Source organism: Streptomyces sp. NPDC033966, assembly GCF_055575955.1.
In genome coordinates this window covers 43585-64894 of the sequence record NZ_JBVIRQ010000007.1, presented here as the reverse complement: position 1 = coordinate 64894, position 21310 = coordinate 43585, and the positions used below count along the sequence as shown (strand labels likewise).

Genomic DNA, 21310 nt, shown 5'->3' with positions numbered 1-21310 from the left:
CAGCCGGAGATCCCGCCCGGAAGTTCAGACGACCGGAGGCAGCAGCGCCCTGGAGGCGCCCGCTGCCCGGTCGTCCAGCGACACCGGTGCGGGCTCCGGATGCGGCGCACACGTGACGCGCCACCCCGGGGTGGCGCCCGTCAGCAGATACCGCTCCACATGCCGGTCCACGCACGCGTTGCGTCCGCCGGCCACCCCGTGGGCGCCCGCCCGCTGCTCCGTGACGAGCGAGGCCAGGGCGCCGAGCCGCCGCTGCAGTTCCAGCGCGCCCCGGTGGGGCGTCGCCCCGTCCCGCTCCGCCGCGACGACCAGCGTCCCCGGCAGCCGGCCCGGCTCGGCCCCGGCCGCCCCGACGTCCCCGACGACCCCGACGTCGACGGGGCTCTGCCGCCCCGACACCGGCCAGGAGGCGCAGGGCAGGTTCAGGAAGGCGTTGGCCCAGGTCTCGAAGGGGGCCCGGCGGGCCAGTTCGGTGTTGTCGCGGTCCCAGGTCTCCCAGTCGCCGGGCCAGGGGGCGTCGTTGCACAGCACCGCCGTGTAGACGGCCGTCGCGTTGGCCGCCCGCTGCGCCGTCCCGGGATCGCGGGCCGCCTGCCGGACGAGCGGGGCCGGGTCCCCGTGCAGGAAGGCGGCGAGGGCCGCGGCCCGCTCGGGCCAGACGTCGTCGTAGTACGCGGTCTGGAGGTACGCCGCGTGCAGTTCGCCCGTCCCGACGACCCCGCCCGCCGGGGTGCGGGCCACGGCCGCGCGGACCTTCTCGTAGCTCTCCCGCACGGCCCGCGCCGTGGTGCCGAGCCCGTACACGGAGTGGTGGCGGGCCGCCCAGGCGCGGAAGTCGGCCCAGCGGCGTTCGAAGGCCGGGGCCTGGGCGAGGTTGTTGCCGTACCAGATGCCGCGCGGGTCCGGGTCGACCGCCGAGTCGAAGACCATGCGGCGCACGCGCCCGGGGTGGCGGGTGGCGTAGACGGCCCCGAGGTAGGTGCCGTACGAGGCCCCCATGAAGGTCAGCCGCGGCTCGCCGAGCGCGGCCCGCAGCACGTCCAGGTCGCGGGCGTTGTTCAGGGTCGTGTAGTACCCGAGCGCGGCGCCGGCGTGCCGTGCGCACCCCTGGGCGTAGGCCCGGGCGGCGGCCAGCCGCTCCCGCTTGTACGCGGCGGAGGGCTCGGCCGGGACCTGTGTCGGCCCCTGCGGCAGCTCGGCGGGGTCCTGGCAGGTCAGCGGCGCGGAGCGGCCGACCCCGCGCGGGGCGTAGCCGACGAGGTCGTAGGCGGCCGCGATACGGGTCCACGCGGGCCGGTCGGCGAGGAGCGGGAAGGACATCCCCGAGGCGCCCGGCCCGCCGGGGTTGAACACGAGCGCGCCCTGCCGGGCGGCGCCGCCCCGGCCGGTGGCGGGGACCCGGCTGACGGTGAGGGAGATCTGCGGGCCGTCGGGGCGGGCGTAGTCGAGCGGGACCCGCAGGGCGGCGCACCGCACCGGGTCGGGCAGCTCCTCGACGGCGGGACACGGCCGGAACTCCAGCCGCCCGCCCCCGGCGGCGGGGGGCCGGGCCACGGGCCTGGTCACGGGCCGGGTGCCCTGCGCCGGAGCCCCGCCCGCCCCGGCCGCCGGCCGCAGCGCGGCGGCAGCGGCGGCCCGCCGGGCGACCAGCTCCGCCCCGGCGTCCTCGGCGGCGGTCCGCGCCTCCCCGTCCCCGCCCCCGGCTCCCGGCGCGGGCCCGCTCGCCCGGGCCGGCGCGGGGGCGCACAGGGCGAGGCAGAGCGCCGCCGCGGCGACCCCCTGCCGCATGAGCGTCGTCGTCCGGCACGTCCGCATGGCGACCCCTTCATCTCATCGTCCGGTCCTATGAGATGCCAGGGCCGCGCGCGGCCACGGGCGAACCGCCGGAACGCCGTTCCCGGTACGCCCTGTTGCCGTAGGCCGTGTCCTTCGGATCAGGCCGGGCCCCACGGCGCGTCGCGCCCCAGCGCCGCCCGCAGGTCCGGGTCGCGCACCGCGCTCAGGCCCCGGACGGCCACCGCCGCCAGGGGGTCGCCGGGGGCGCGGTCGCGGTCCAGGGCCACGATCAGCCGCTGCCCGGCCGGGGAGGCCCAGGGGGAGTGGGCCGGGCCGCCGGTGCCGCCGATGGCCAGACAGCACACCGAGAGCAGCATCGGCAGGGCGAACCAGTACAGCACCTTCGACACGTCCGCCCCGTCCGCCGGGACGGCCAGCGCCGCCCCCGCCATGGCCGCCACCAGCACGGCGGCCCACCGCACCGACCGGACCCCGTCCGCCACCGCGTCCCGCACCCCGCACGGCACCGCGAGGCCCGCCTCGTCCAGCCGGTCCGCGAGGGCCCGTACGGCCGAGTGCGCGGCGGCGGCCTGCCGGAGCGCCGACACCGGGGACCGGCCGTCGGGGCCGAACGCGGCCAGCACGGCCCGCTCGTGCGCGTCACGGGCGACCGGGTCGAGCACGGTGGCCCAGCCCGTGCGGGCCAGCAGCAGCCGGTGCCGGCGCTCCATCGACAGCAGGGTCAGCACGGCGACCCGCTCCGGGCCGCCGGCCAGGTACGCGGCCTCGTACAGGTTCAGCGCCCCCGGCCGCCGGGCGGCGGCGGGGCGGGGCGCCGGCTCGGCGGCCTCGGTGGCGGCCCGCAGCAGGCGGGCGGCCGAGGTCAGCACCCCGGCCCAGGCCAGCAGCAGGAACAAGATCCAGAACATGGCCGATTTCTACAGCCGCCGGAGCCGCTTTCAGGCGGCCGGTGCCCAAGCGTGAGCAGCTCGTGATGCGGTGGTGATGGTCGGTCAGGAACTGCTGGAGCAGCTGGAACCGGAGGAACTGCTCGAGCAGCTGGAGCCCGAGGAACTACTGCAACTCGAACCACTGGACCAGCTCCAACCGGAACTGCCGGAGCAACTCGAACCGGAACCACCCGAGCAACCCGTACCGGAGCCACCCGAACAGCTGCTCCCCGAGGATCCGCAGCCACCGGACCCGGAGGATCCGCCCCCGCCGTCGCCCGACGCGCACCACAGCACCGGCAGCAGCTCCGCCGACGCCGCCCCGAACGTGTCCGACGAGCCGCGCCCGCGCACCCGGGACTGGGCCGCCGCCAGCCGGGTGTCACGCGCCGCCGGCACCAGCTGCTCGCGCAGACGGGCGTCCCCCAGCCCGCGCAGCCCGAACAGCGCCACCTGCACCCGCGGAGCCGGATCGGCCGCGTACCGCTCCCGGAAGCCGGCCAGCGCCCGCTTCCCCGTCGGGGTGATCCGCAGCCTGGCCCGCCGCGCGCACAGCACACCTGCCGCGAAGCCGCCCAACAGCGCCGGGAGCACCTTGAGGACGAACGGCACCTGGGGCCCCGGGTACAGCGACCAGAACACCGAGGTGACCACCAGCGACACCGGCACCATCGCCACGCACACCACCGCCTGCGCCAGCCCCCAGAACCGCACCCCGCGCCCCGCTCCGGGTGCCGAGAGCAGCCCGCGTGCCGCCAGCGCGTCCCCGGTCTCCTGCACGGCCGGCTCGCACATGGCGGCGTACCGCACCTGGTAGAGCCACCCGGACGGCGCCTGCGCGAGCGCCGCCAGCACGGCCCGCTCGGCGGGGTCCGCGCCCCGCGCCCCCGCCCGGGCCTGCACGATGCCCGGGCCGCCGACGGCCAGCCGGCCGTCCCCGAACAGCGAGACGAGCGCGCTGTCGACCACGGTGCCGGGACCGCCCGCGAGGAACGCCGCCTCGGACAGGTCGTGCAGCTGCGGCGCGGGCCCGGACACCGGCGGCCGGGCGCGCCGCAGGGCGCGCAGCAGCAGGACCGTGGAGAGGATGACGGCCGCCCAGACGGCGACGGCCGACGCGTTCACGGGGTCCTCCCGACCAGGGCGCGGGCCCAGCGCGCGACCCGGTTCCGCGGCCGCACCCCCGCCCGCTCCCGCCACCAGGAGGTGAGCCGGCGCCGCGCGGCCGGGTCGGCCGGCAGGTCCCGTACGAGGAGGTGCTCGGCGAAGTCCAGCGCGTCGCGGCGGTACCCGGCCGTCATGGGGCGGCCGCGGGCGTAGCCGAGGAAGGCGGTGCGGTAGGGGGCCGGACCGCCGAGGAACCCGGGCAGTTCCGGCGCGATCTTCGCGACCACCGAGGCCCGCTTGGCGGCCAGCGCCCGCGCCTGCACCCGGACGCGCTGCCGGTCGAAGCCCTCCGGTACGGGCGTCCCGGCGACCAGCGCCGACAGCAGGGCCGCCTGCCCCAGCGCCAGCCGGGTCCGGGCGGCCTCACCGGCCGGCCCCGGGGGCCCCTCGCGCAGCGCCACCCGCTCCCGCACGGTCCCCGGGGGCCCGCCCGCGTCCACCACCGCGCGGATCCGCGCCACTTCGGCGGCCAGCTCCGCCTCGGGCGGGAAGTCGTCGTCCCGCTCCAGCAGCACCCCGGGCGGGTCCACCCGCTCGCGCAGCCGGGCCAGTACGTCGAGCACCACCGGCGGCACGGGGTGCGCGTGGGTGTCGTGCCAGACGCCGTCGCGCTCCACGCCCCCGGCGACGTGCACGTACGCCAGCGCATCCAGCGGAACCGAATCCAGCACGGCGGCCGGGTCCTCGCCGCGGTTGACCCGGTTGGTGTGGAGGTTCGCCACGTCGATGAGCAGCCGTACCCCGGTCCGCTCGACCAGCTCCGTCAGGAACTGCCCCTCCGTCAGCTCCTCCCCGGGCCACGACACCAGCGCGGCGATGTTCTCCAGCGCCAGCGGCACGGGCAGCGCGTCCTGCGCGATCCGCACGTTCTCGCACAGCACGGCCAGCGCGTCCCGGGTCCGGGGCACGGGCAGCAGGTGCCCGGCCTCCAGCAGCGGCGAGGACGTACGCACGAAGGCGATGTGCTCGGTGACCAGCGGCGCGCCCAGCGCCACCGCCCGCTCCCCGAGCGCCGCCAGCTTCGCCGGGTCGGGCCGGTCGGCCCCGCCCAGACCCAGCGAGACCCCGTGCGGCACGACGCGGACCCCCCGCTCGCGCAACCGCACCAGGGACTCGGGCAGGTGACCCGGACAGACGTTCTCCGCCACCACCTCGACCCAGTCCAGGCCGTCCAGCCGCTCGACCGCCTCCGCGATCTCCGGCCGCCAGCCGATGCCCACCCCCAGGCGTTCCATGGGCTTCATGTCCCCCTCGCCCCCTTTACGTGGACCGTGTGCCCAAGTGATGGCCCCGGCACGGTCCGGCCAACCACCAGTCAGGGACGTTCAGAGGAACATTTGAGGTTCCACGGCCCCCCGCCGGGACCTTACGGCCCGCCGCGCCGGAAGCGGTCCCGCAGGTTCACAGCCGGGCGCGCAGCGCCGGGTGGTCCGAGACCACCGTGCAGGAACCCGGGGCGATCTCGATGACCGCCAAGAAAACTCCTGCATGGCACTTACAAGATCAAGGCGATATGTGCGCGCCCCCGGGGTCTTGGACTCGAACGTCAGGAGACAGGAGTAGGCCTCAGCCGGGGCACCGGCCCGCGGCCTACGGCGGGTGCCTCGGACATGGGAGGGTCCCCGGTTGGGACCCGGGGGCGCGTTGGTTCGGCAAATGCCCCGGTCGGCAGGAGGGGTGCCGGCCGAGGCTGGTTCGAGCTACTCGGCGACGCCGATCACCGCGTCGCGCTTGTTGTACCAGCGCAGAGAATCGCGGATGCCGTCCTCGACGGAGTGCTCTGCCTTCCAGCCGAGGAGCTCGCGTGCGAGGTCGACGCGGGCATAGGCGCCCGCCGAGTCGCCGGGCCTGCGATCGGTCTCGACGGTAGGGAGTGACGTTCCGGTGACGGCTTCGAAGGCGACGACGAGTTCCCGGACAGTTGTTCCGCGGCCGGTGCCCAGGTTGATGACGCGGTAGGGGGCGGTGCGGGTCACGGCGTCGAACTGTTCGATGGCCTTGACGTGGGCCGCCGCGAGGTCCCAGACGTGGACATAGTCGCGGATGCCGGTCCCATCGAGGGTGGGGTAGTCGGTTCCGGTGATGGAGAACGGTTCGCCCGCGTGGTGCACGTCGATCATCTTGCCGAGGGCGTGCGTGGGTGTGCGGACCTGAAGTCCGGTGCGGAGCTGGGGGTCGGCGCCGATCGGGTTGAAGTAGCGCAGGGAAATGACGTTGAGGGTTCCGGCTGCGGCGACGTCGTGCAGGATCGTCTCGAACGTCGCCTTGGTGCGGGCGTACGGGCTGAGGGTTTCGAGGGGTGACTGCTCGTCGACGGAGAAGTCTGAGGGGTCGGCCTGGTAGATGGAGGCCGAGCTACTGAAGAGGAGGTTCCCGCAGTTGTTGCGGACGAGGTGTTCGAGAAACTGGATGCCCTTGGCGACGTTCTCGCGGTAGTAGCCGAGCGGGTTGGCGACCGAGTCGGGGACGACGATCAGCGCGGCGCAGTCGACAGCGGTCTGGATGTCGGGGTGCTCGGTGAAGACCCGGTCGATCAGAGCCCCGTCGCTGATGTCGCCCTCGTAGAAGATGCGGCCATCGGTGAACTCGCGGCGGCCGGTTGCGAGGTTGTCGAGGATGACGGGGGTGATGCCGTTGTCCATGCAGGCGGAGGCGATGGTGCTGCCGATGAAGCCGGCGCCCCCCGCGATGAGTACCTTCAAGGGTCTGTTCCTCGTTCGTTGGTTCGGTCGTGCTGCCAGGTCCTGCTGGTGGGTAGGGATGACGGCGCAGGTGGCCGCGGCATGGGCAGAGGCGGCGCAGGAACCTGCGCCGCCGGGGTACTGCTGGCATGGTGCCCTACGTCAGCATGCGCGCGCGTACGGGTCGCCACTCCATCGCGTGGTGGAGGGCTTCCGTGACGGTCAGCTCCGGGGACCATCCGAGAAGGCGGCTGGCGCGAGCGTTGTCCATCGTGAAGCCGCCGACGTCGCCCGGACGTGCCGGCGCGTCGCGCAGCTCGATGGTCTGGCCTGTTGCTTCCTGGAAGGCGTGCGCGAGCTCGCGCACGGTAGTTCCGGCGCCACTGGAGATGTCTGCTCGGCCTTGCGGATTGTGGCGATGGACAGGCCGGCGGCCTCGGCGAGTTCTTCCTGGGTGACGGCTCCGCGAAGCAGTTTGATCCGCTGGCCGGTGGTGTGCTCGTGCCACTTCATAGCGTCCCCTTCGTCTACTGGGACGGCACCCGCCGCAGGGTGGCGGGTGAACTGACCGGCCGCCGGTTGGGTCTCTCGTTCGTGGGGAGCAGCGCCGCATCCCCGTAGGGGCCGCGCGGCGGCCGTCAGCCCCGGTGCCAGTCCCCGGCCGCCGGCAGGGCCCGCCGCAGGTAGTCCTCCAGCCCGAAGGCCGCCCAGGCGCGGCCGTCGGTCTCGTGGTCCCAGACGAAGACGTCGGGACGCTCCGGGGTCCGCACGACACCGAACAGGTCCCCTCCGCCGTTGTCCCCGAAGAACATCAGCGGCTCGAAGGGCATGTACAGCGCGGCGAGTTCCGGCGAGTTGCGCAGCTCCGCGTTCTCCCGGGCGATCCGCCCGGCGCTCCAGACCACATCGCTCCCGTGCCGTCCGACGATCCCGTCGCACGCGCGCAGCAGCCCGGCGAGATCGGCCGGCAGCGCCTGCCCGAGCACCCGCTCGACCTCGGCCAGCCCGGCCTCCGCCGCCGGCGCGGCGAGATCCGCCTCCGGCAGGAGCCCGAGGGCCACCTCCCGCCAGTTCACAGCCGGGCCCGCAGCGCCGGATGGTCGGAGACCACGGTCGCGCTGCCCGGGGCGATCTCCGTGAAGCCGGCGTCGCGGACCACCGGCAGGCCGCTGGCGCTCAGCTCCGCCCACCGCTCGCGCGGGGCCGTGCGCACCGCCAGGCGGAAGCCGGACGCCTGCCACAGGGCGCGTTCGGCCGCGGTCAGCTCCCACCAGGCCAGCTGCGCCGCGTGCCCGGCCTGCGCCATCGCCTTGCCCGCCGACATGTCCAGGTCCGGGTTCAGCCACAGCACCGGGATCCCGGGCTCGACCGGACCCGCCGGCTCCGGGTCGTCCAGGTCGGTGCCCGACACCTGGAGCTTGGCCAGCTCCTTGGGCCAGCCGTCGAGGGGGACCGGCGGGAAGACCCGGACCTCCGAGGTCCGCCCCTCCACCGTGACGCCCGGCAGGGTGCCCGCCTTGCGCCACTCCGCCCCGCGCGCCCGGCGCACCACCTTGCGGATCCGGGCGTCCTGCCAGTCGCGCACGGCCCCGGCCCACTCGCCCTCGCCGTGCGAGCGCTCGTCCGTCAGCAGTACCAGCACCGCACGGGCCGCCGTCTCCAGCGCGTCGGTCCGGGCCGGCGGTTCGGCCTTCTCGATCCGCACCACCAGCGGCAGGACGAACTGCGGGGCCTCGTCGCGCAGGGCGTGCTCGCGCCGGAAGGGGCTGTCCGCGCCGACCGCGGGTACGTCTGTGGTCTCGTTCACGTGCTGGCTGCTCATCCGTCCAAGCATGCCAGCCTCCGCCTTCAGGAGGATGTCCCGGGTGGCCGGCGCAGGCGAGGATCGGGTCCATGAAGAGCGACCTTTTCGCGAGCGAGAACCTCGTCCAGCCCGCCACCGCACCGGGCATGACCCTGCAGAACGCCAAGTCCGTGAAGTACGCCGTGAACGGGGAGATGCTCGCCCGCCAGGGGTCGATGGTCGCCTTCCGCGGCAACCTCCAGTTCGAGCGCAAGGGCCAGGGCATCGGCGGCATGCTCAAGCGGGCCGTCACCGGCGAGGGCCTCGCGCTGATGTCCGTACGCGGCCAGGGCGAGGCCTGGTTCGCGCACCAGGCCGGCAACTGCTTCATCATCGACTTCGAACCCGGCGACGCCCTCACCATCAACGGGCGCAACGTGCTGTGCTTCGATTCGACCCTGTCCTACGAGATCCGGATGGTGAAGGGCGCCGGCATGACCGGCGGCGGGCTCTTCAACAGCCTCTTCACCGGCACCGGCAAGCTCGCCGTGGTCTGCGACGGCAACCCCATCATCATCCCGGTCACCGCCCAGGTGCCGGTGTACGTGGACACGGACGCGGTCGTCGGCTGGAGCGCGGCGCTCGACACCGGGCTGCACCGCTCCCAGTCGGTCGGCTCCATGATCCGCGGCGGCTCCGGCGAGGCCGTCCAGCTGAAGCTGAGCGGCGAGGGCTTCGTCATCGTCCGGCCCAGCGAGCTCACCGAGACGGCGGCAGCGCACTGAGGCTCACCGACGTGGGCCGCCGCTACGGAAGGCGGCGGCCCTGGGTACTGCGCGGGATCACGGCCGAGCTGCCGGCCGGCGCCCTGGTCCGCGTCGAGGGCGGCAACGGCGGCGGCAAGTCCACCCTGCTGCGCGTCATCGCCGGCATCGACACGCCGACCGAGGGCCGGATCGAGGGCCGCCCGCCCCGCACCGCCTACGTCCCCGAACGCTTCCCGGCGGCCCTGCCGCTCACGGCCGGCGCCTACCTGGCCCACCTCGGCCGGGTGCACGGCCTGACGGGCGCGCAGGCGGCCCGGCGGGCGGCCGAGGGACTGGAGCGGTTCGGCGCCGCGGCGTACGCCCGCACCCCGATGGCCGAACTGTCCAAGGGCACCAGCCAGAAGGTGGCCGTCGCCCAGGCACTGCTCGCCGGGCCGGGGCTGCTCGTCCTCGACGAGGCCTGGACCGGGCTGGACGCGCCCGCCCGGGCGGAACTGGACCGGGCCGTCGCCGAACGCACCGCCGCCGGGGGCACGGTCGTCTTCGTCGACCACGACCCCGCCCGGCTCGCCGGCCGGCCCGACGCCCACTACCGGGTGCGCGGCGGCACCCTGGAGACCCCGGCCGCGCGCCCCGTCACGCGCGTACCCGCCGTACGGATCCACGCGGCCGGTCCGCCCGGCGCCGCCCCGCCCCCGGGCCTGGCCGCCGCGGCCGGACCCGCCCCCGACGGCGGGGTCCTGCTGACCGTGGACGCCGCCCGCTCCGACGCCGTACTGCGCGAGCTGCTCACCGCCCGCCCGCCCTGGCACATCCGCTCCGTGGAGGAACTGCCGTGACCACGACCGCCCTGCTGCGCTACCAGGGCGCCCTGCTGCTGCGCTCCCAGCACTGGATCGGCCCGCTCGTCGTGTACGCGGCGTTCCTCGCGGTCGGCATCCGCTTCGGCGACCCGGCGCTCGACGCCCTCGGCTACGCGGCGGCCGGCCTGGTGCCGCTGAGCGTCTGGCTGGTCCGGATCTGCGTCACCGCCGAACCCCCGGCGGCCCGCGCGGTCTCCGCCGCCGCGGCCGGTCCGGTACGGGTGCACGCGGCGGCCCTGCTGACCGCGCTGGCCGGGACGCTGCTCGCCGGGGCGGCGGGCGCGGCCTACGCCCTGCTGGCCGGCGACCTCACGCACCAGGCCCCGCGCGCGGCGGCGCTCGCCGGGGCGGTGGCGGTGGCCGGCTGCGCCCTGACGGGGGCGGCCGTGGGCGCGGTCTGCAGCAGGCCGCTGCTCCGCGGGCGGGGGCGCGCCGTCCTCGCCGGGGGCGTGGGCTCGCTACTGGCCTGGGCCGCGCCCTTCTCCCCGGCCCGCAGTGCGGTGTCCGCCCTGGTCGAGGCCGCCCGCACGGACGCCGCGCCGCTCCCGCTCGGCGCGCTGGCCGGGGCGCTGCTGCTGGCCGGCGCGGCGGGGGCGGTGGCCTGCCTCGCCAGTACGCGGCGCAGCTGACCGGGGCCCGGCCCACCGGGGGAGGAACGTTACTTCCCCATCAGCTCCGACACCTTCACGAAGCGGAATCCCCGCTTTCGCAGCTCGGGGACGATCTTCTGGACCGCCTGCTCGGTCACCGGTGCCGCGCTGCGCGTGCAGTGCATCACCACCACCGACCCCGGCTTCACCCCGGCCAGCACCTGCTCCGCCACCGCGTCGGGGTCCTTCGCGAAGGCGTCCCCGCTGACCACGTCCCACTGCACGGCCGTGACCTTCGCGGGGGCCAGCGCCTTCAGCGCCTGGTCGTCGTAGCAGCCGCCGGGGAAGCGGAAGTACGGGACGGTGTTGACCGCGCCCGCCTTCCTGAACGCCGTGAAGGCCCGCTCCACATCGGCCCGCGCGGCCTCGCCGTCCAGCGCGGGGAGCCCGTAGCAGGGGGACTTGAAGGCGTGGTGGCTGTACGAGTGGTTGGCGATCTCGAAGTTCGGGTCCGTGCCGATGGACTTGGCCTGGTCGGCGTACTCCTCGGCCCAGCGTCCGGTCATGAACACCGTCGAGGGCACCTTCAGCCGGCGCAGGGTGTCGATCAGGTCCGGGTTGTCGAAGTGCTCCCCCGAGGCGGCGCGCGGTCCCTGATCGGAGGTCATGTCGGCGTCGAAGGTGAGCGCCACGGTCTTCTCGGAGCGCTGCCGGGTCCGCTCGAAGACGGGGGTCAGTCCGTTCGCGCCGGGGGTCAGGGTCGCCACCTTGGCGGGCGCGCCGGGCAGCGGGGAGGCGGGAGCGGAGGGGGAGGCCTGGGTGGACGCGGTGGCCGGGCCGGAGGCCGCGGGACTGGCCGGACGGGCCTGACCGGCGCCCTGCGGGGGGCCCGAGGGGCCGCCCCCGCATCCCGTGAGGGCGGCGCCGAGCACGGTCAAGGCCGCCACTTTGCGTGCAGAAAGGGTCACGCACGCAAAATATATGACTTTCCGATAAGAGGGCTGTGCGACAGGCGGTCAAGGGGACGGAGCGGTGGTTCTCGGACGGGGGCTGCCGCAGCTCGCCTGTCACTGGCCTGGCCCATCGCGAGGACCGAGCTCCGTGACCTTGGCCGGATCTCTTCGTTGGGGCGGCTGCGGCAGCCGGTGGGGTCGCCGTCACAACGCGAGGAAAGAAGGTGGCGCGATGAAGCGCGCGCTCCAGTCGTTGCTGGTCGTGGTGTCGATCGTCGGTGCTTCGGCATTCGGCCAGGTCGCCGTGGCCGACCAGAACGGCGACTCTTCCAACAACTCCCAGACGAACACCATCCATCACAACTGCGGACCGATCCTGAACGGCTTCTGCAACCAGACCAACGAGTTCCGGCCGCGCGTCGACCTGAACATCCGCAGGCTGATCTTCGGTGACGGCGACGACAATGACGGCACCTCGGGCAGCTCCGGCTCCTCGGGTTCCTCGGGCAGCTCTGGTTCCTCCGGTTCCTCGGGCTCCTCCGGCTCCTCGGGTTCCTCGGGCAGCTCTGGTTCCTCCGGTTCCTCGGGCTCCTCCGGCTCCTCCGGTTCTTCGGGCAGCTCCGGCGCCTCTTCCTCCGGCGGCACCTCTGGTGGTTCCTCCGGATCTTCGGGCAGTTCCGGCTCGTCCGGCGCCTCCTCCGGCGGCCTGCTCGGCGCTCTCGGCCGCGGGACGCTGCTCGGAGGCCTCGGCCTCACCCGCTGACGCACAACAGGACGCGTGATCAGGCCCGGCGGAATCAGGAGCGCACAGCCATGACGGGCACTCAAGAACATCCTCCCCGGGCCTGGTCCCCACCAGCCCTCGCGGCCCTCCTCACGGGTGCCGCGATCCTGGCCGGTGCCGCGCTGTGGCACGGCGCGGCGCTGTTCCTCTCGCTCGCACCCCCCAACGGCATCTCACGGGAGTACGCGGAGGAGATCGACGGCCATGTCCGCCCGGAGTTCGGGCAGGACTGGAAGCTCTTCGCGCCCAACCCGGTGCAGGAGAACATGGCGATTTCCGCCCGGGTGCGGACGGGCCCGGGTGACGGCGGCCGCGTCGGGCCGTGGACCGATCTGACCGCGCAGGACATCGAGGCCATCCACGGCACTCCGGTCCCCAGCCACCTGCACCAGAACCTGCTGCGCCGGGCCTGGGACTTCTACAAGGTCACCCATGAGGACGACGGCCGGGCCTCGGACGCGCGAGCGGGCATGTCCGAGCAGTACCTCAGGAGGATCGTGCTCCAGCGCCTCGGTGCCGCCGCGGGCGCGGAGCGGCCCGTCGAGGTCCAGCTCAGGACGCGGGTCACGGCGGTGGAACCGCCCGACTGGGACCTCAGCCCCCTCGACACCACCCCCCGCGAACTCACGCTGCCCTGGTGGCCGGTCGAACCGAAGGACGGGGAGGACCTGTGACCCCTGACCGCAAACCCGCCGACATGAAGCCGCTCATCCCGGCCCCCGCCCCGGCACTGGACGCGTCCGGCGTCCCGGCGCCCGCCCGCCCCGAAGCCCCGCCCGCCGCTGCCGCTGCCGCTGCCGCTGCCGCTGCTGCCGGCGCCGACGCCGTCGCCGAGGAACGGCCCGCACCCGGGCGGACCGTCCCCGAGCGGCTGACCGCGTTCGTCGAGCCCCTCGGCCGGACCCGGTTCCCCCACCAGGCGGCGGTCGTCCGCATCGGTTTCGCCTTCGTCTTCGCGAGCTTCCTCGTGCGCGAATGGCCGCACCGCCGGATCCTCTTCGGCGACCTCAATCCCTGGCCGCTGGACATGGCCGTGCGGTTGATCGGCGAGGACCATGCCTTCAGCGTGCTGACCTGGTGGTCCGGCCGGTGGTGGTTCGAGACCGTCTACCACGCCACCCTGGCGGCCGCCCTCCTGCTGATGGTGGGCTGGCGCACCCGCGGCACCTCCGTGTTCTTCATGGTGGGTGTGCTGTCCCTGGAGTTCCGTTCGCCGTTCCTTGGCGACGGCGGCGACAACGTCCTGCGGATCATGGCGATCTACCTGGTCTTCCTGCGCTGTGCCGAGGTCTGGTCCCTGGACGCCCGTCGGCGCCGCCTGCGGGAGGCCGACCGGCCGGACCGCTCCGGGCTGCACCTGTGGCAGGGGACGGGCGTGCTCCTCGGAGCCCTGTTCGGATTCCCCCAGTGGGGCTGGAGCGCGGTGCTGTGGGCCCTGTGGGCGGCCCTCGGACTTCGCCACGCGGGCGAGCGGTGGTTCCCGCGGCACGAGGCCCGCGCGGTACTGGACCGCCTGACCGGCATGCTGCACAACTGCGCGATGGCCGTGCTGGCCCTGCAGGTCTGCTTCATCTACGGCACCGCCGGCTGGTACAAGATCCAGGGCTCGCGCTGGCAGGAGGGAAGCGCCCTGTACTACGCCCTGCACCTGGACCACTTCCGGCCCTGGCCGTGGCTGTCCGAGCTGCTGGCCTCCGGGACGGCCCCGCTCGTGGTCATGGCGTACGCCACGGTCATCCTCCAGGTGGCGTTCCCCTTCACCCTGGCCCACCGCAGGATCAAGAACGTCCTGCTCGCCGTGATGATGGCGGAGCACGCGGGGATCGCCGTGGCCCTCGGGCTCCCGTTCCTCTCCCTGGGCATGATCGTCTGTGACGCGCTCTTCCTGCCGACCGCCCTGCTCCTCGCCCTCGACGCGCGGGTCCGGAGGGCGGTGGCCGCCCGGAGATGACCGCCGGGAACCGGGCGGCGGGACTCAGCTCGCCAGCAGACGCCTCCGGTACTCCCGGACGTCGAAGTCACCCGGCGGGTACTTCGGACCGATCGCCTCCAGATGCTCCAGCAGCAGTTTGCCCACCGCCCAGTTGCGGTACCACTTGCGGTCCGCGGGGACCACGTACCAGGGCGCCGCCTCCGTGGAGCAGCGCTCCAGCGCCAGCTCGTACGCCTCCCGGTACGCCGGCCACATCGCGCGCTCCTCGATGTCCCCCGGGCTGAACTTCCAGTGCTTCTCCGGGTCGTCGAGCCGCGCCAGGAGCCGCTCGCGCTGCTCCTCCCAGCCGATGTGCAGGAAGACCTTCACCAGCGTCACGCCGTCGTCGGCGAGGGCCTCCTCGAACGCGTTGATCTGCTCGTAGCGCCGCTCCAGCCGGTCCGCCGGCGCCAGCTCGCGGACCCGGGCGATGAGGACGTCCTCGTAGTGCGAGCGGTCGAAGATGCCGATCTCGCCGGGCTGGGGGAGGGCCTTCTCGATCCGCCAGAGGAAGGAGTGGGCGCGCTCCTCGCGGGTGGGGGCCTTGAAGGCCCTGATCCGGCAGCCGGACGGGTTGAACTGGCCGATCACGTGCTTGACCGTGCCGCCCTTGCCGCTGGTGTCCATGCCCTGGAGGACGAGCAGCAGCCTGCGGCGGTCCCCGGCGGTGCTGGCCGCGTAGAGCCGCTCCTGGAGGGAGGCGAGCGGTGCGGCCATCCGGGCGATGGCCCCGGCCCCGGCGGCCTTGTCGGAAGGCCCGCCCGTCGTGGCGGACGTGTCGAGGGCCGCCAGGTCGACCCGCTCCCCGGGCGCCACCCGCAGGAGGGGCGCGACCGCCGGGCCCGGACCCTCGCGGGTCGCCCCGGCCTTGCGGGCGCCGCCGCCCTTCGTCTGCTTCCCGGCCACCGCTGTCCACCCCGATCCGCTCGGTTCCGTACGATCGTGCAGCACATCGGACGGCCGCGCGAGACGGCGGGTACCGGCCGGCGGGTCACCGCCAGGGGCCGGTCACCGCGAACGTGGTGCCCGGCGCGTAGGCGTTGACGTACATCGTCCGCGCGTCGGGGGAGAAGGTGACCCCCGCGAACTCCCCCCACTCCGGTGCCCCGGCCCCTCCGATGCCGTCCGCGTTGCGGGCCACCGGATAGACCTCCCCGCCCGGGGTGACGCCGAAGACGTACTGGTCCCCGCCGCCGTCCTCGCACACCATCAGCCCCCCGTCGGGCGCCAGGCAGATGTTGTCGGGGGAGTCCCCGGGCAGGGCGGTGTCCGCCGCCGGGCCGAACAGCACCTCCAGCCGGAGCCGGCCGCGCACCGGGTCGTGGAACCACACCTGGCCGTGGTGGTCGGCGGCGGCCCCCTCGCGGCCGCGGGCGTAGCTGGAGACGAAGTACACCCCGCTCCCTCCCCAGTAGCAGCCCTCCAGCTTCTGCGCGTGGGTGATCCCGCGCGGCCCGAAGTCCTGGAAGCGGACCGGCGTCAGGGCCGCGGCGGGGTCCGGTACGGGGACCCACTCCACCGGGAACTCCGCCCCCGGTTCGTCCACCGCCGACAGGTCCGCCACCCCGGGCACCCGCATCGCCTCCAGGGCGCCGCCGGCCCGCAGGGAGCCGCGGCCGCCGAGCGGCAGCGCGGGCAGGAAGCGGTAGAAGAGGCCGAAGGGCCGTACGAACGCGTCCTCGGTCTCGTAGACCACCCCCCGGTACGGGTCCACGGCGACGGCCTCGTGCGCGAAGCGGCCCAGCGCGGTCAGCGGGACGGCGCCGAGGCGGTGCGGGTCGGCGGGGTCCACCTCGAAGACGTACCCGTGGTCGCGGGAGTACCCCGAATCACCCGCCCGGTCCTCGGTCTCCTCGCAGCTCAGCCAGGTGTTCCAGGGGGTGCGCCCGCCGGCGCAGTTGACGGCGGTGCCGGCGAGCCCGACCCGCTCGGCGCGCACCGCTCCCGCCGGGTCCAGCTCCAGCACCGTGCAGCCGCCCAGTGCCCCCGGGTCGTACGTGAGCCCGTCCACGGCGGGGACGCGCAGCGCGGCGGTGGCGCGGTTCTCGTGGTTGCGGACCAGGCGGAGCCGGCCGCCGCCCGCGCCGAAGGCGGCCATGCCGTCGCAGTTGGCCGGCACGGTGCCCTCGCCCGAGCGCAGCGGGTCCCCGGCGCGCGAGAGCACCCGGTACGAGAATCCGGCGGGCAGGTCCAGCAGCCCGGCCGGGTCGGGCAGCAGCGGCCCGTACCCCCGGGCGGAGGCGCGGGCGCGGCCCGGGGCGGACAGCGCTCCGAGGGCTCCGCTGAAGGCGACCGCGCCGGCCGCGAGCAGGCTGCGTCGGGTGACGGACATCGGCAACTCCCCGCTGGACCACTGGAGATGTGACCGGCCCGTGGTACCACGCCGGGTGCCCGGGTCCCGCGCGACGCGTGCGGGCACCCGCCCCCGTCACCCACCGGGCCCCGGCGCGGCGTGCGCGCCGGGCCCGGTGGTGGTGACAGCGGAAGGGGATCAGGCGAGCTTGGCGCTCAGGGTGATCGTCGTACCCGTCAGGGCCTGGCTGACCGGGCAGTTCTTCTTCGCGTCCTCGGCGGCGGCGACGAAGGCGTCGTTGTCGATGCCCGGGACCTCGCCCTCCACCGTCAGGTGGATGCCGGTGATGCCCTCACCCGGCTGGAAGGTGACGTCGGCCTTGGTCTCCAGGCGGGTGGGAGCAGTGCCGGCGCCGGCGAGGGCGTGCGAGAGGGCCATCGAGAAGCAGCTGGAGTGGGCGGCCGCGATCAGCTCCTCGGGGCTGGTCTTGCCGTTCGCCGCCTCCGAACGGGCCGGCCAGGAGACGTCGTACGAGCCGAGGCCCGAGGAGTCGAGGGAGACGACGCCCTTGCCCTTGAGGAGGTCGCCTTCCCAGACGGTGTGCGCGTGACGCGTGGTGGCCATGGTGATCCCTTCGCAGAAGTGGAAACGGCCGGGCCGCGAGAAGCGACCCGGCCGTGCCAAACCTACTGGGAGACCAGGGGTTTCGCGTCGCGCGCGAGGGCGGTGAGCCGCGATATGGCTCGGAAGTACTTCTTCCGGTAACCGCCGTTGAGCATTTCTTCACTGAACAGCCGGTCGAAGGGCACCCCGGAGGCCAGCACCGGGACCTCGCGGTCGTACAGCCGGTCGGCCAGCACCACCAGGCGCAGCGCCGTCGACTGGTCCGGCACCGGGACGACGTCGGTCAGGCAGACCGCCGCTATCCCGTCCGTCAGTGCCCCGTAGCGGCTCGGGTGGACCTTCGCCAGGTGGTCCAGCAGGCCCGGGAAGTCGTCGAGGCTCGCGCCCGGGGTCGCGTACGCGGCCTTCGCGACCTGCTCGTCGGAGAAGGGCGCCGGGGCCTCGGGCAGGCCGCGGTGGCGGTAGTCCTGGCCGTCGATGCGCAGCGGCCGGAAGTGGGCGGACAGTCCCTGGATCTCGCGCAGGAAGTCGGCGGCGGCGAAGCGGCCCTCACCGAGCTTGCCGGGCAGCGTGTTGGAGGTGGCGGCCAGCGCCACACCCTGCTCCACGAGGCGGCTGAGCAGCGAGGAGACCAGCACGGTGTCGCCCGGGTCGTCGAGCTCGAACTCGTCGATGCACAGCAGCCGGTGCCCGCCCAGGGTCTGCACGGTCTGCTGGAAGCCGAGCGCGCCGACCAGGTTCGTGAGCTCCACGAAGGTGCCGAAGGCCTTGAGCGCGGGCTCGGCCGGGGTGGCGTGCCAGAGCGAGGCCAGGAGGTGGGTCTTGCCGACGCCGTAGCCGCCGTCGAGGTAGACCCCGCGCGGGCCGGCGGCCGGGGCGGGGGCCTTCTTCTGGAACCACTTGCGCCGGCCGGCGCCGCTGGCGTGGGCCCCGCCCAGGCCGGCGGCGAAACCGCTCAGCACGGTGACGGCCTCGGCCTGGCTCGGCTGGGTGGGGTCCGGGTCGTAGGTGTCGAAGCGCACCGAGTCGAAGCGGGGCGGCGGCACCATCTCGGCCACCAGCCGTTCGGCGGGCACGCGCGGCTCGCGGGCGCACAGGGCGAGGGGGCCCGCGTCGGCTATGGGGGGCTGCCCGGGGGCAGGACCAGAGGTGGAGAGTGATGTTGACACAGCTCTTAACTCTACGGGGCGTGTCACACTGCACCGATGCGACGCCTGTTCCCTGTGACCGATCAGACATCCGCCGCTCCCGGGGGCCCGGCCGACCGTGCGTGGCCGTCCGACGACCGGGAGTGGTCGCTGGACGAGCTCGCCGACGCCTACGCGTATCCCGAGCTGGCCCCCGGCGCCCACTGGCTGCGGGCCAACATGGTCTCCACCCTGGACGGCGCGGCCCAGCACGACGGGCGCTCCCAGCCCATCTCGGGCGAGACCGACATGCGGATCTTCGGGACCCTGCGGGCCCTGGCCGACGTGGTGGTCGTGGGGGCGGAAACGGTTCGCCAGGAGGGCTACCGCCCGGCGCGGGCCAGGGAGGTCTTCGCGGCCCGCCGCGCGGCCGCGGGGCAGGGGCCTGCCCCCGCCATCGCGGTGGTCACCGCGAGCCTGGACCTGGACTTCACCCTGCCCCTGTTCACCTCGCCCCTGGTCCCCACCCTGGTGGTCACCGGGGCCGGGGCCCCCTCCGACCGGGTGGCCGGGGCCGCCGCGGCCGGGGCCGAGGTCGTGATGGCGGGCGACGGGGCCGCCGTGGACCCGGAGCGGGCGGTGCGAGAGCTGGCCGCGCGGGGGCTGCGGCGCCAGCTGACCGAGGGCGGTCCCCGGCTGCTGGGGCAGTTCGTGGCGGCCGACGTACTGGACGAGCTGTGCCTGACGATCTCCCCGACGCTCACGGCGGGCGACGCCCAGCGGATCTCCGGCGGGCCCTCCGTCGCGGTTCCGCACCGGCTCGCGCCCGCCTGCGTACTGGAAGAGGCCGGGTTCCTGTTCACCAGCTACCGTCGGATCTGACCAGGAGCGGAATTTCTCGTTCCGCTTAGCTTCCGACGGGCACATACCTGGGCAGACATACTCGCGAGGCCCCGCGCGCAAGCGGGGCAGGATGGTTTCCGCAGGGGCCGGCCGACCGGCCTCGGCCCATGAAGGAGAGGGCGTCCGTGTTCACGAGCGTATTGATGATCGAGCAGCCGCTGACCACGGTGGACGTGGACTTCGTCACCACCCTGCACGGAGACGACCCGGTCTCCTTCTTCGTCCTCATGCAACCCAGGGGTGACCAGGACCGGCTGCTCCGTGCCATCGACGACGTGGCGCTCGGCGAACTGCCCGAGGCCCTCCACGAGGCCGACGTGCCCGAGGGCGAGGCCGCCCGGGGGCCCGCCGCACAGGCGCTCGAACTCTCACTCGCCGCCCTGCGCGCCAAGGGCGCCAAGGCCGTCGGCCAGATCGTCGAGGACCACCCGCTCGACAAACTGAAGGCCGTCGTCGACGAGACCGGAGCCGACGAGGTGATCGTCCTGACCGCCCCCCACCTCGTCGAGGAGTTCTTCCACCGCGACTGGGCCTCCCGCGCCCGGCACAAAGTGGAGGTTCCGGTGCTCAAGCTCTTCGCCCACAACGAATAGGCTGGGGCGGACACACCCCGCGGGCACGTCCCGGCGGGCACACCCCGCACTCGATCCTGGAGCGACCTGAATGAAGCCCGGCCTGCCGACCGCGATGGAACGGCCCCACTTCATCGGCATCGGCGGCGCCGGCATGTCCGGCATCGCGAAGATCCTCGCCCAGCGCGGTGCGCAGGTGGCCGGCAGCGACTCCCGCGACTCCGAGACCGCCCAGGCGCTGCGCGCCCACGGGGCCACGGTCCACATCGGGCACGCCGCCGGCCACCTCGCCACCGACGCCACCTGCGTCGTCGTCTCCAGCGCCATCCGCGCCGACAACCCCGAGCTGGCCCGTGCCGCCGAGCTCGGCATCCCGGTCGTGCACCGCTCGGACGCCCTCGCCTCCGTCATGGACGGCCTGCGCCCGATCGCCGTCGCCGGCACCCACGGCAAGACCACCACCACCTCGATGCTGGCCGTCGCGCTCAGCGCCCTGGGCCTGGACCCCTCGTACGCCATCGGCGGCGACCTGGACGCCCCCGGCTCCAACGCCCACCACGGCGAGGGCGACGTCTTCGTGGCCGAGGCGGACGAGAGCGACCGCAGCTTCCACAAGTACACCCCGCAGGTCGCGATCATCCTCAACGCGGAGCTCGACCACCACGCGAACTACGCGTCGATGGAGGAGATCTACGAGTCCTTCGAGACCTTCGTCGGCAAGATCGTCCCCGGTGGCACCCTCGTCGTCGCCCACGGCCAGGAGGGCGCCGCCGAGATCGCCTACCGGGTCAGCGGCAACCCCGAGCTGACGGTCACCACGTACGGCGAGCACGAGGGCGCCGACGTCTGGATCCGGAAGGTCACCCCCCGGGGCCTGACCAGCGAGGTCTCGGTCGTGATCGACGGCCGCGAGATCGTCTTCACCGTCTCCGTGCCCGGCCGCCACTACGCCCACAACGCCGTCGCCGCCCTCGCGGCCGGCATCGCCCTCGGCATCCCGGCCGACGACCTGGCCGCCGCGCTCGGCAAGTACACCGGCGTCAAGCGCCGCCTCCAGCTCAAGGGCGAGGCCGCCGGGGTCCAGGTCATCGACTCCTACGCGCACCACCCCACCGAGATGACCGCCGACCTGGAGGCCATCCGCGGCGCCGCCGGGGACTCCCGCATCCTGGTCGTCTTCCAGCCCCACCTCTTCTCCCGCACCCAGGAACTGGGCAAGGAGATGGGCCAGGCCCTCGCCCTGGCCGACGCCTCCGTCGTCCTCGACATCTACCCGGCCCGCGAGGACCCGATCCCCGGCATCACCAGCGAGCTGATCATCTCCGCCGCCCGCACCGCCGGCGCCGACGTCGCCGCCGAGCACGACAAGGCCGCGGTCGCCGAGGTCATCGCGGGAATGGCCAAGCCCGGTGATCTCGTTCTGACCATGGGCGCGGGTGACGTCACGGATCTGGGACCCCAGATCCTGGAAAAGATCCGTCTCGCCCGCCTGTCGAACTAAGGGA

22 protein-coding genes are annotated in these 21310 nt (G+C 74.2%); 9 read left to right on the top strand and 13 right to left on the bottom strand.

From position 1 onward, the window contains the following. Positions 1-24: 24 nt before the first annotated feature. The 8 genes from ACZ518_RS21100 to ACZ518_RS21065 all read right to left on the bottom strand — a co-directional run bounded on the left by ACZ518_RS21100 (position 25) and on the right by ACZ518_RS21065 (position 8396). Entirely contained in the window at positions 25-1815 is a 1791-nt protein-coding gene (locus ACZ518_RS21100) for an alpha/beta hydrolase (protein WP_469114525.1), read from the bottom strand. A 119-nt stretch (positions 1816-1934) separates the two neighbouring features. Then, complete coding sequence (locus ACZ518_RS21095) at positions 1935-2705, bottom strand: TIGR04222 domain-containing membrane protein (protein WP_469114524.1); 771 nt, start codon at positions 2703-2705, stop codon at positions 1935-1937. An 84-nt stretch (positions 2706-2789) separates the two neighbouring features. Continuing rightward, a complete protein-coding gene (locus ACZ518_RS21090) occupies positions 2790-3851 on the bottom strand; it encodes a TIGR04222 domain-containing membrane protein (RefSeq protein ID WP_469114523.1) in 1062 nt (353 codons plus the stop codon). Continuing rightward, complete coding sequence (locus tag ACZ518_RS21085; protein ID WP_469114522.1) at positions 3848-5137, bottom strand: MbnB/TglH/ChrH family RiPP precursor modification enzyme; 1290 nt, start codon at positions 5135-5137, stop codon at positions 3848-3850. The genes ACZ518_RS21090 and ACZ518_RS21085 overlap by 4 nt, the downstream gene beginning before the upstream one ends. 456 nt (positions 5138-5593) lie before the next feature. After that, on the bottom strand, positions 5594-6595 hold the full coding sequence (gene galE / locus ACZ518_RS21080) for a UDP-glucose 4-epimerase GalE (RefSeq protein WP_469114521.1): 1002 nt from the start codon (positions 6593-6595) through the stop codon (positions 5594-5596). A 136-nt stretch (positions 6596-6731) separates the two neighbouring features. Continuing rightward, positions 6732-6941, bottom strand: a complete 210-nt coding sequence (locus ACZ518_RS21075) for a hypothetical protein (RefSeq protein ID WP_469114520.1) — start codon at positions 6939-6941, stop codon at positions 6732-6734. Between the two features lie 271 nt (positions 6942-7212). Continuing rightward, complete coding sequence (locus ACZ518_RS21070) at positions 7213-7650, bottom strand: SMI1/KNR4 family protein (RefSeq protein WP_469114519.1); 438 nt, start codon at positions 7648-7650, stop codon at positions 7213-7215. Then, complete coding sequence (locus ACZ518_RS21065) at positions 7647-8396, bottom strand: peptidyl-tRNA hydrolase (protein WP_469114518.1); 750 nt, start codon at positions 8394-8396, stop codon at positions 7647-7649. Before ACZ518_RS21065 ends, ACZ518_RS21070 begins: the two co-directional genes overlap by 4 nt. 71 nt (positions 8397-8467) lie before the next feature. Between ACZ518_RS21065 and ACZ518_RS21060 the strand changes: the two genes are divergently transcribed. From ACZ518_RS21060 to ACZ518_RS21050, 3 genes are read left to right on the top strand one after another with little or no spacing between them, the layout of a single operon-like run. After that, entirely contained in the window at positions 8468-9142 is a 675-nt protein-coding gene (locus ACZ518_RS21060; protein WP_469114517.1) for an AIM24 family protein, read from the top strand. Then, positions 9139-9963 carry an ABC transporter ATP-binding protein gene (locus tag ACZ518_RS21055; protein ID WP_469114786.1) on the top strand — a complete coding sequence of 275 codons (825 nt, stop codon included), beginning with the start codon at positions 9139-9141 and terminating at the stop codon, positions 9961-9963. The genes ACZ518_RS21060 and ACZ518_RS21055 overlap by 4 nt, the downstream gene beginning before the upstream one ends. After that, on the top strand, positions 9960-10616 hold the full coding sequence (locus tag ACZ518_RS21050; protein ID WP_469114516.1) for an ABC transporter: 657 nt from the start codon (positions 9960-9962) through the stop codon (positions 10614-10616). The genes ACZ518_RS21055 and ACZ518_RS21050 overlap by 4 nt, the downstream gene beginning before the upstream one ends. A gap of 29 nt (positions 10617-10645) precedes the next feature. Here ACZ518_RS21050 and ACZ518_RS21045 read toward each other — a convergent pair whose 3' ends face one another. Further along, the gene (locus ACZ518_RS21045; protein ID WP_469114515.1) at positions 10646-11545 is read right to left on the bottom strand and encodes a polysaccharide deacetylase family protein; all 900 of its coding nucleotides are present in this window, start codon (positions 11543-11545) and stop codon (positions 10646-10648) included. A 133-nt stretch (positions 11546-11678) separates the two neighbouring features. Between ACZ518_RS21045 and ACZ518_RS21040 the strand changes: the two genes are divergently transcribed. The 3 genes from ACZ518_RS21040 to ACZ518_RS21030 are packed head-to-tail and all read left to right on the top strand — an operon-like array spanning position 11679 to position 14265. Next, a complete protein-coding gene (locus tag ACZ518_RS21040) occupies positions 11679-12293 on the top strand; it encodes a hypothetical protein (RefSeq protein WP_469114514.1) in 615 nt (204 codons plus the stop codon). 50 nt (positions 12294-12343) lie between these two features. Further along, positions 12344-12988, top strand: coding sequence for a DUF5819 family protein (locus ACZ518_RS21035; protein WP_469114513.1), 645 nt, complete (start codon positions 12344-12346; stop codon positions 12986-12988). After that, the gene (locus ACZ518_RS21030; RefSeq protein WP_469114512.1) at positions 12985-14265 is read left to right on the top strand and encodes an HTTM domain-containing protein; all 1281 of its coding nucleotides are present in this window, start codon (positions 12985-12987) and stop codon (positions 14263-14265) included. Before ACZ518_RS21035 ends, ACZ518_RS21030 begins: the two co-directional genes overlap by 4 nt. Positions 14266-14289: 24 nt before the next feature. Here the strand turns inward: ACZ518_RS21030 and ACZ518_RS21025 are convergent, their stop codons facing one another. From ACZ518_RS21025 to zapE, 4 genes are all read right to left on the bottom strand, one after another. Continuing rightward, positions 14290-15192 (bottom strand): polyphosphate kinase 2 family protein, encoded by a 903-nt coding sequence (locus ACZ518_RS21025; RefSeq protein WP_469114511.1) that lies wholly within the window; start codon positions 15190-15192, stop codon positions 14290-14292. A gap of 85 nt (positions 15193-15277) precedes the next feature. Next, positions 15278-16618 (bottom strand): alkaline phosphatase PhoX, encoded by a 1341-nt coding sequence (locus ACZ518_RS21020; RefSeq protein WP_469114510.1) that lies wholly within the window; start codon positions 16616-16618, stop codon positions 15278-15280. Positions 16619-16777: 159 nt separating this feature from the next. Continuing rightward, positions 16778-17203, bottom strand: coding sequence for an OsmC family protein (locus ACZ518_RS21015; RefSeq protein ID WP_469114509.1), 426 nt, complete (start codon positions 17201-17203; stop codon positions 16778-16780). 62 nt (positions 17204-17265) lie between these two features. Continuing rightward, positions 17266-18372 carry a cell division protein ZapE gene (gene zapE, locus ACZ518_RS21010; protein ID WP_469114508.1) on the bottom strand — a complete coding sequence of 369 codons (1107 nt, stop codon included), beginning with the start codon at positions 18370-18372 and terminating at the stop codon, positions 17266-17268. A gap of 36 nt (positions 18373-18408) precedes the next feature. On the opposite strand from zapE, the gene ACZ518_RS21005 reads away from it, so the two are divergent. The 3 genes from ACZ518_RS21005 (at position 18409) to murC (ending at position 21306) form a co-directional block, all read left to right on the top strand. Beyond that, complete coding sequence (locus ACZ518_RS21005; RefSeq protein WP_469114507.1) at positions 18409-19212, top strand: pyrimidine reductase family protein; 804 nt, start codon at positions 18409-18411, stop codon at positions 19210-19212. 146 nt (positions 19213-19358) lie between these two features. Beyond that, on the top strand, positions 19359-19826 hold the full coding sequence (locus ACZ518_RS21000) for an indole-3-glycerol phosphate synthase (RefSeq protein WP_469114506.1): 468 nt from the start codon (positions 19359-19361) through the stop codon (positions 19824-19826). Positions 19827-19896: 70 nt separating this feature from the next. Continuing rightward, positions 19897-21306 carry a UDP-N-acetylmuramate--L-alanine ligase gene (gene murC, locus ACZ518_RS20995; protein ID WP_469114505.1) on the top strand — a complete coding sequence of 470 codons (1410 nt, stop codon included), beginning with the start codon at positions 19897-19899 and terminating at the stop codon, positions 21304-21306. Positions 21307-21310: the final 4 nt, after the last annotated feature.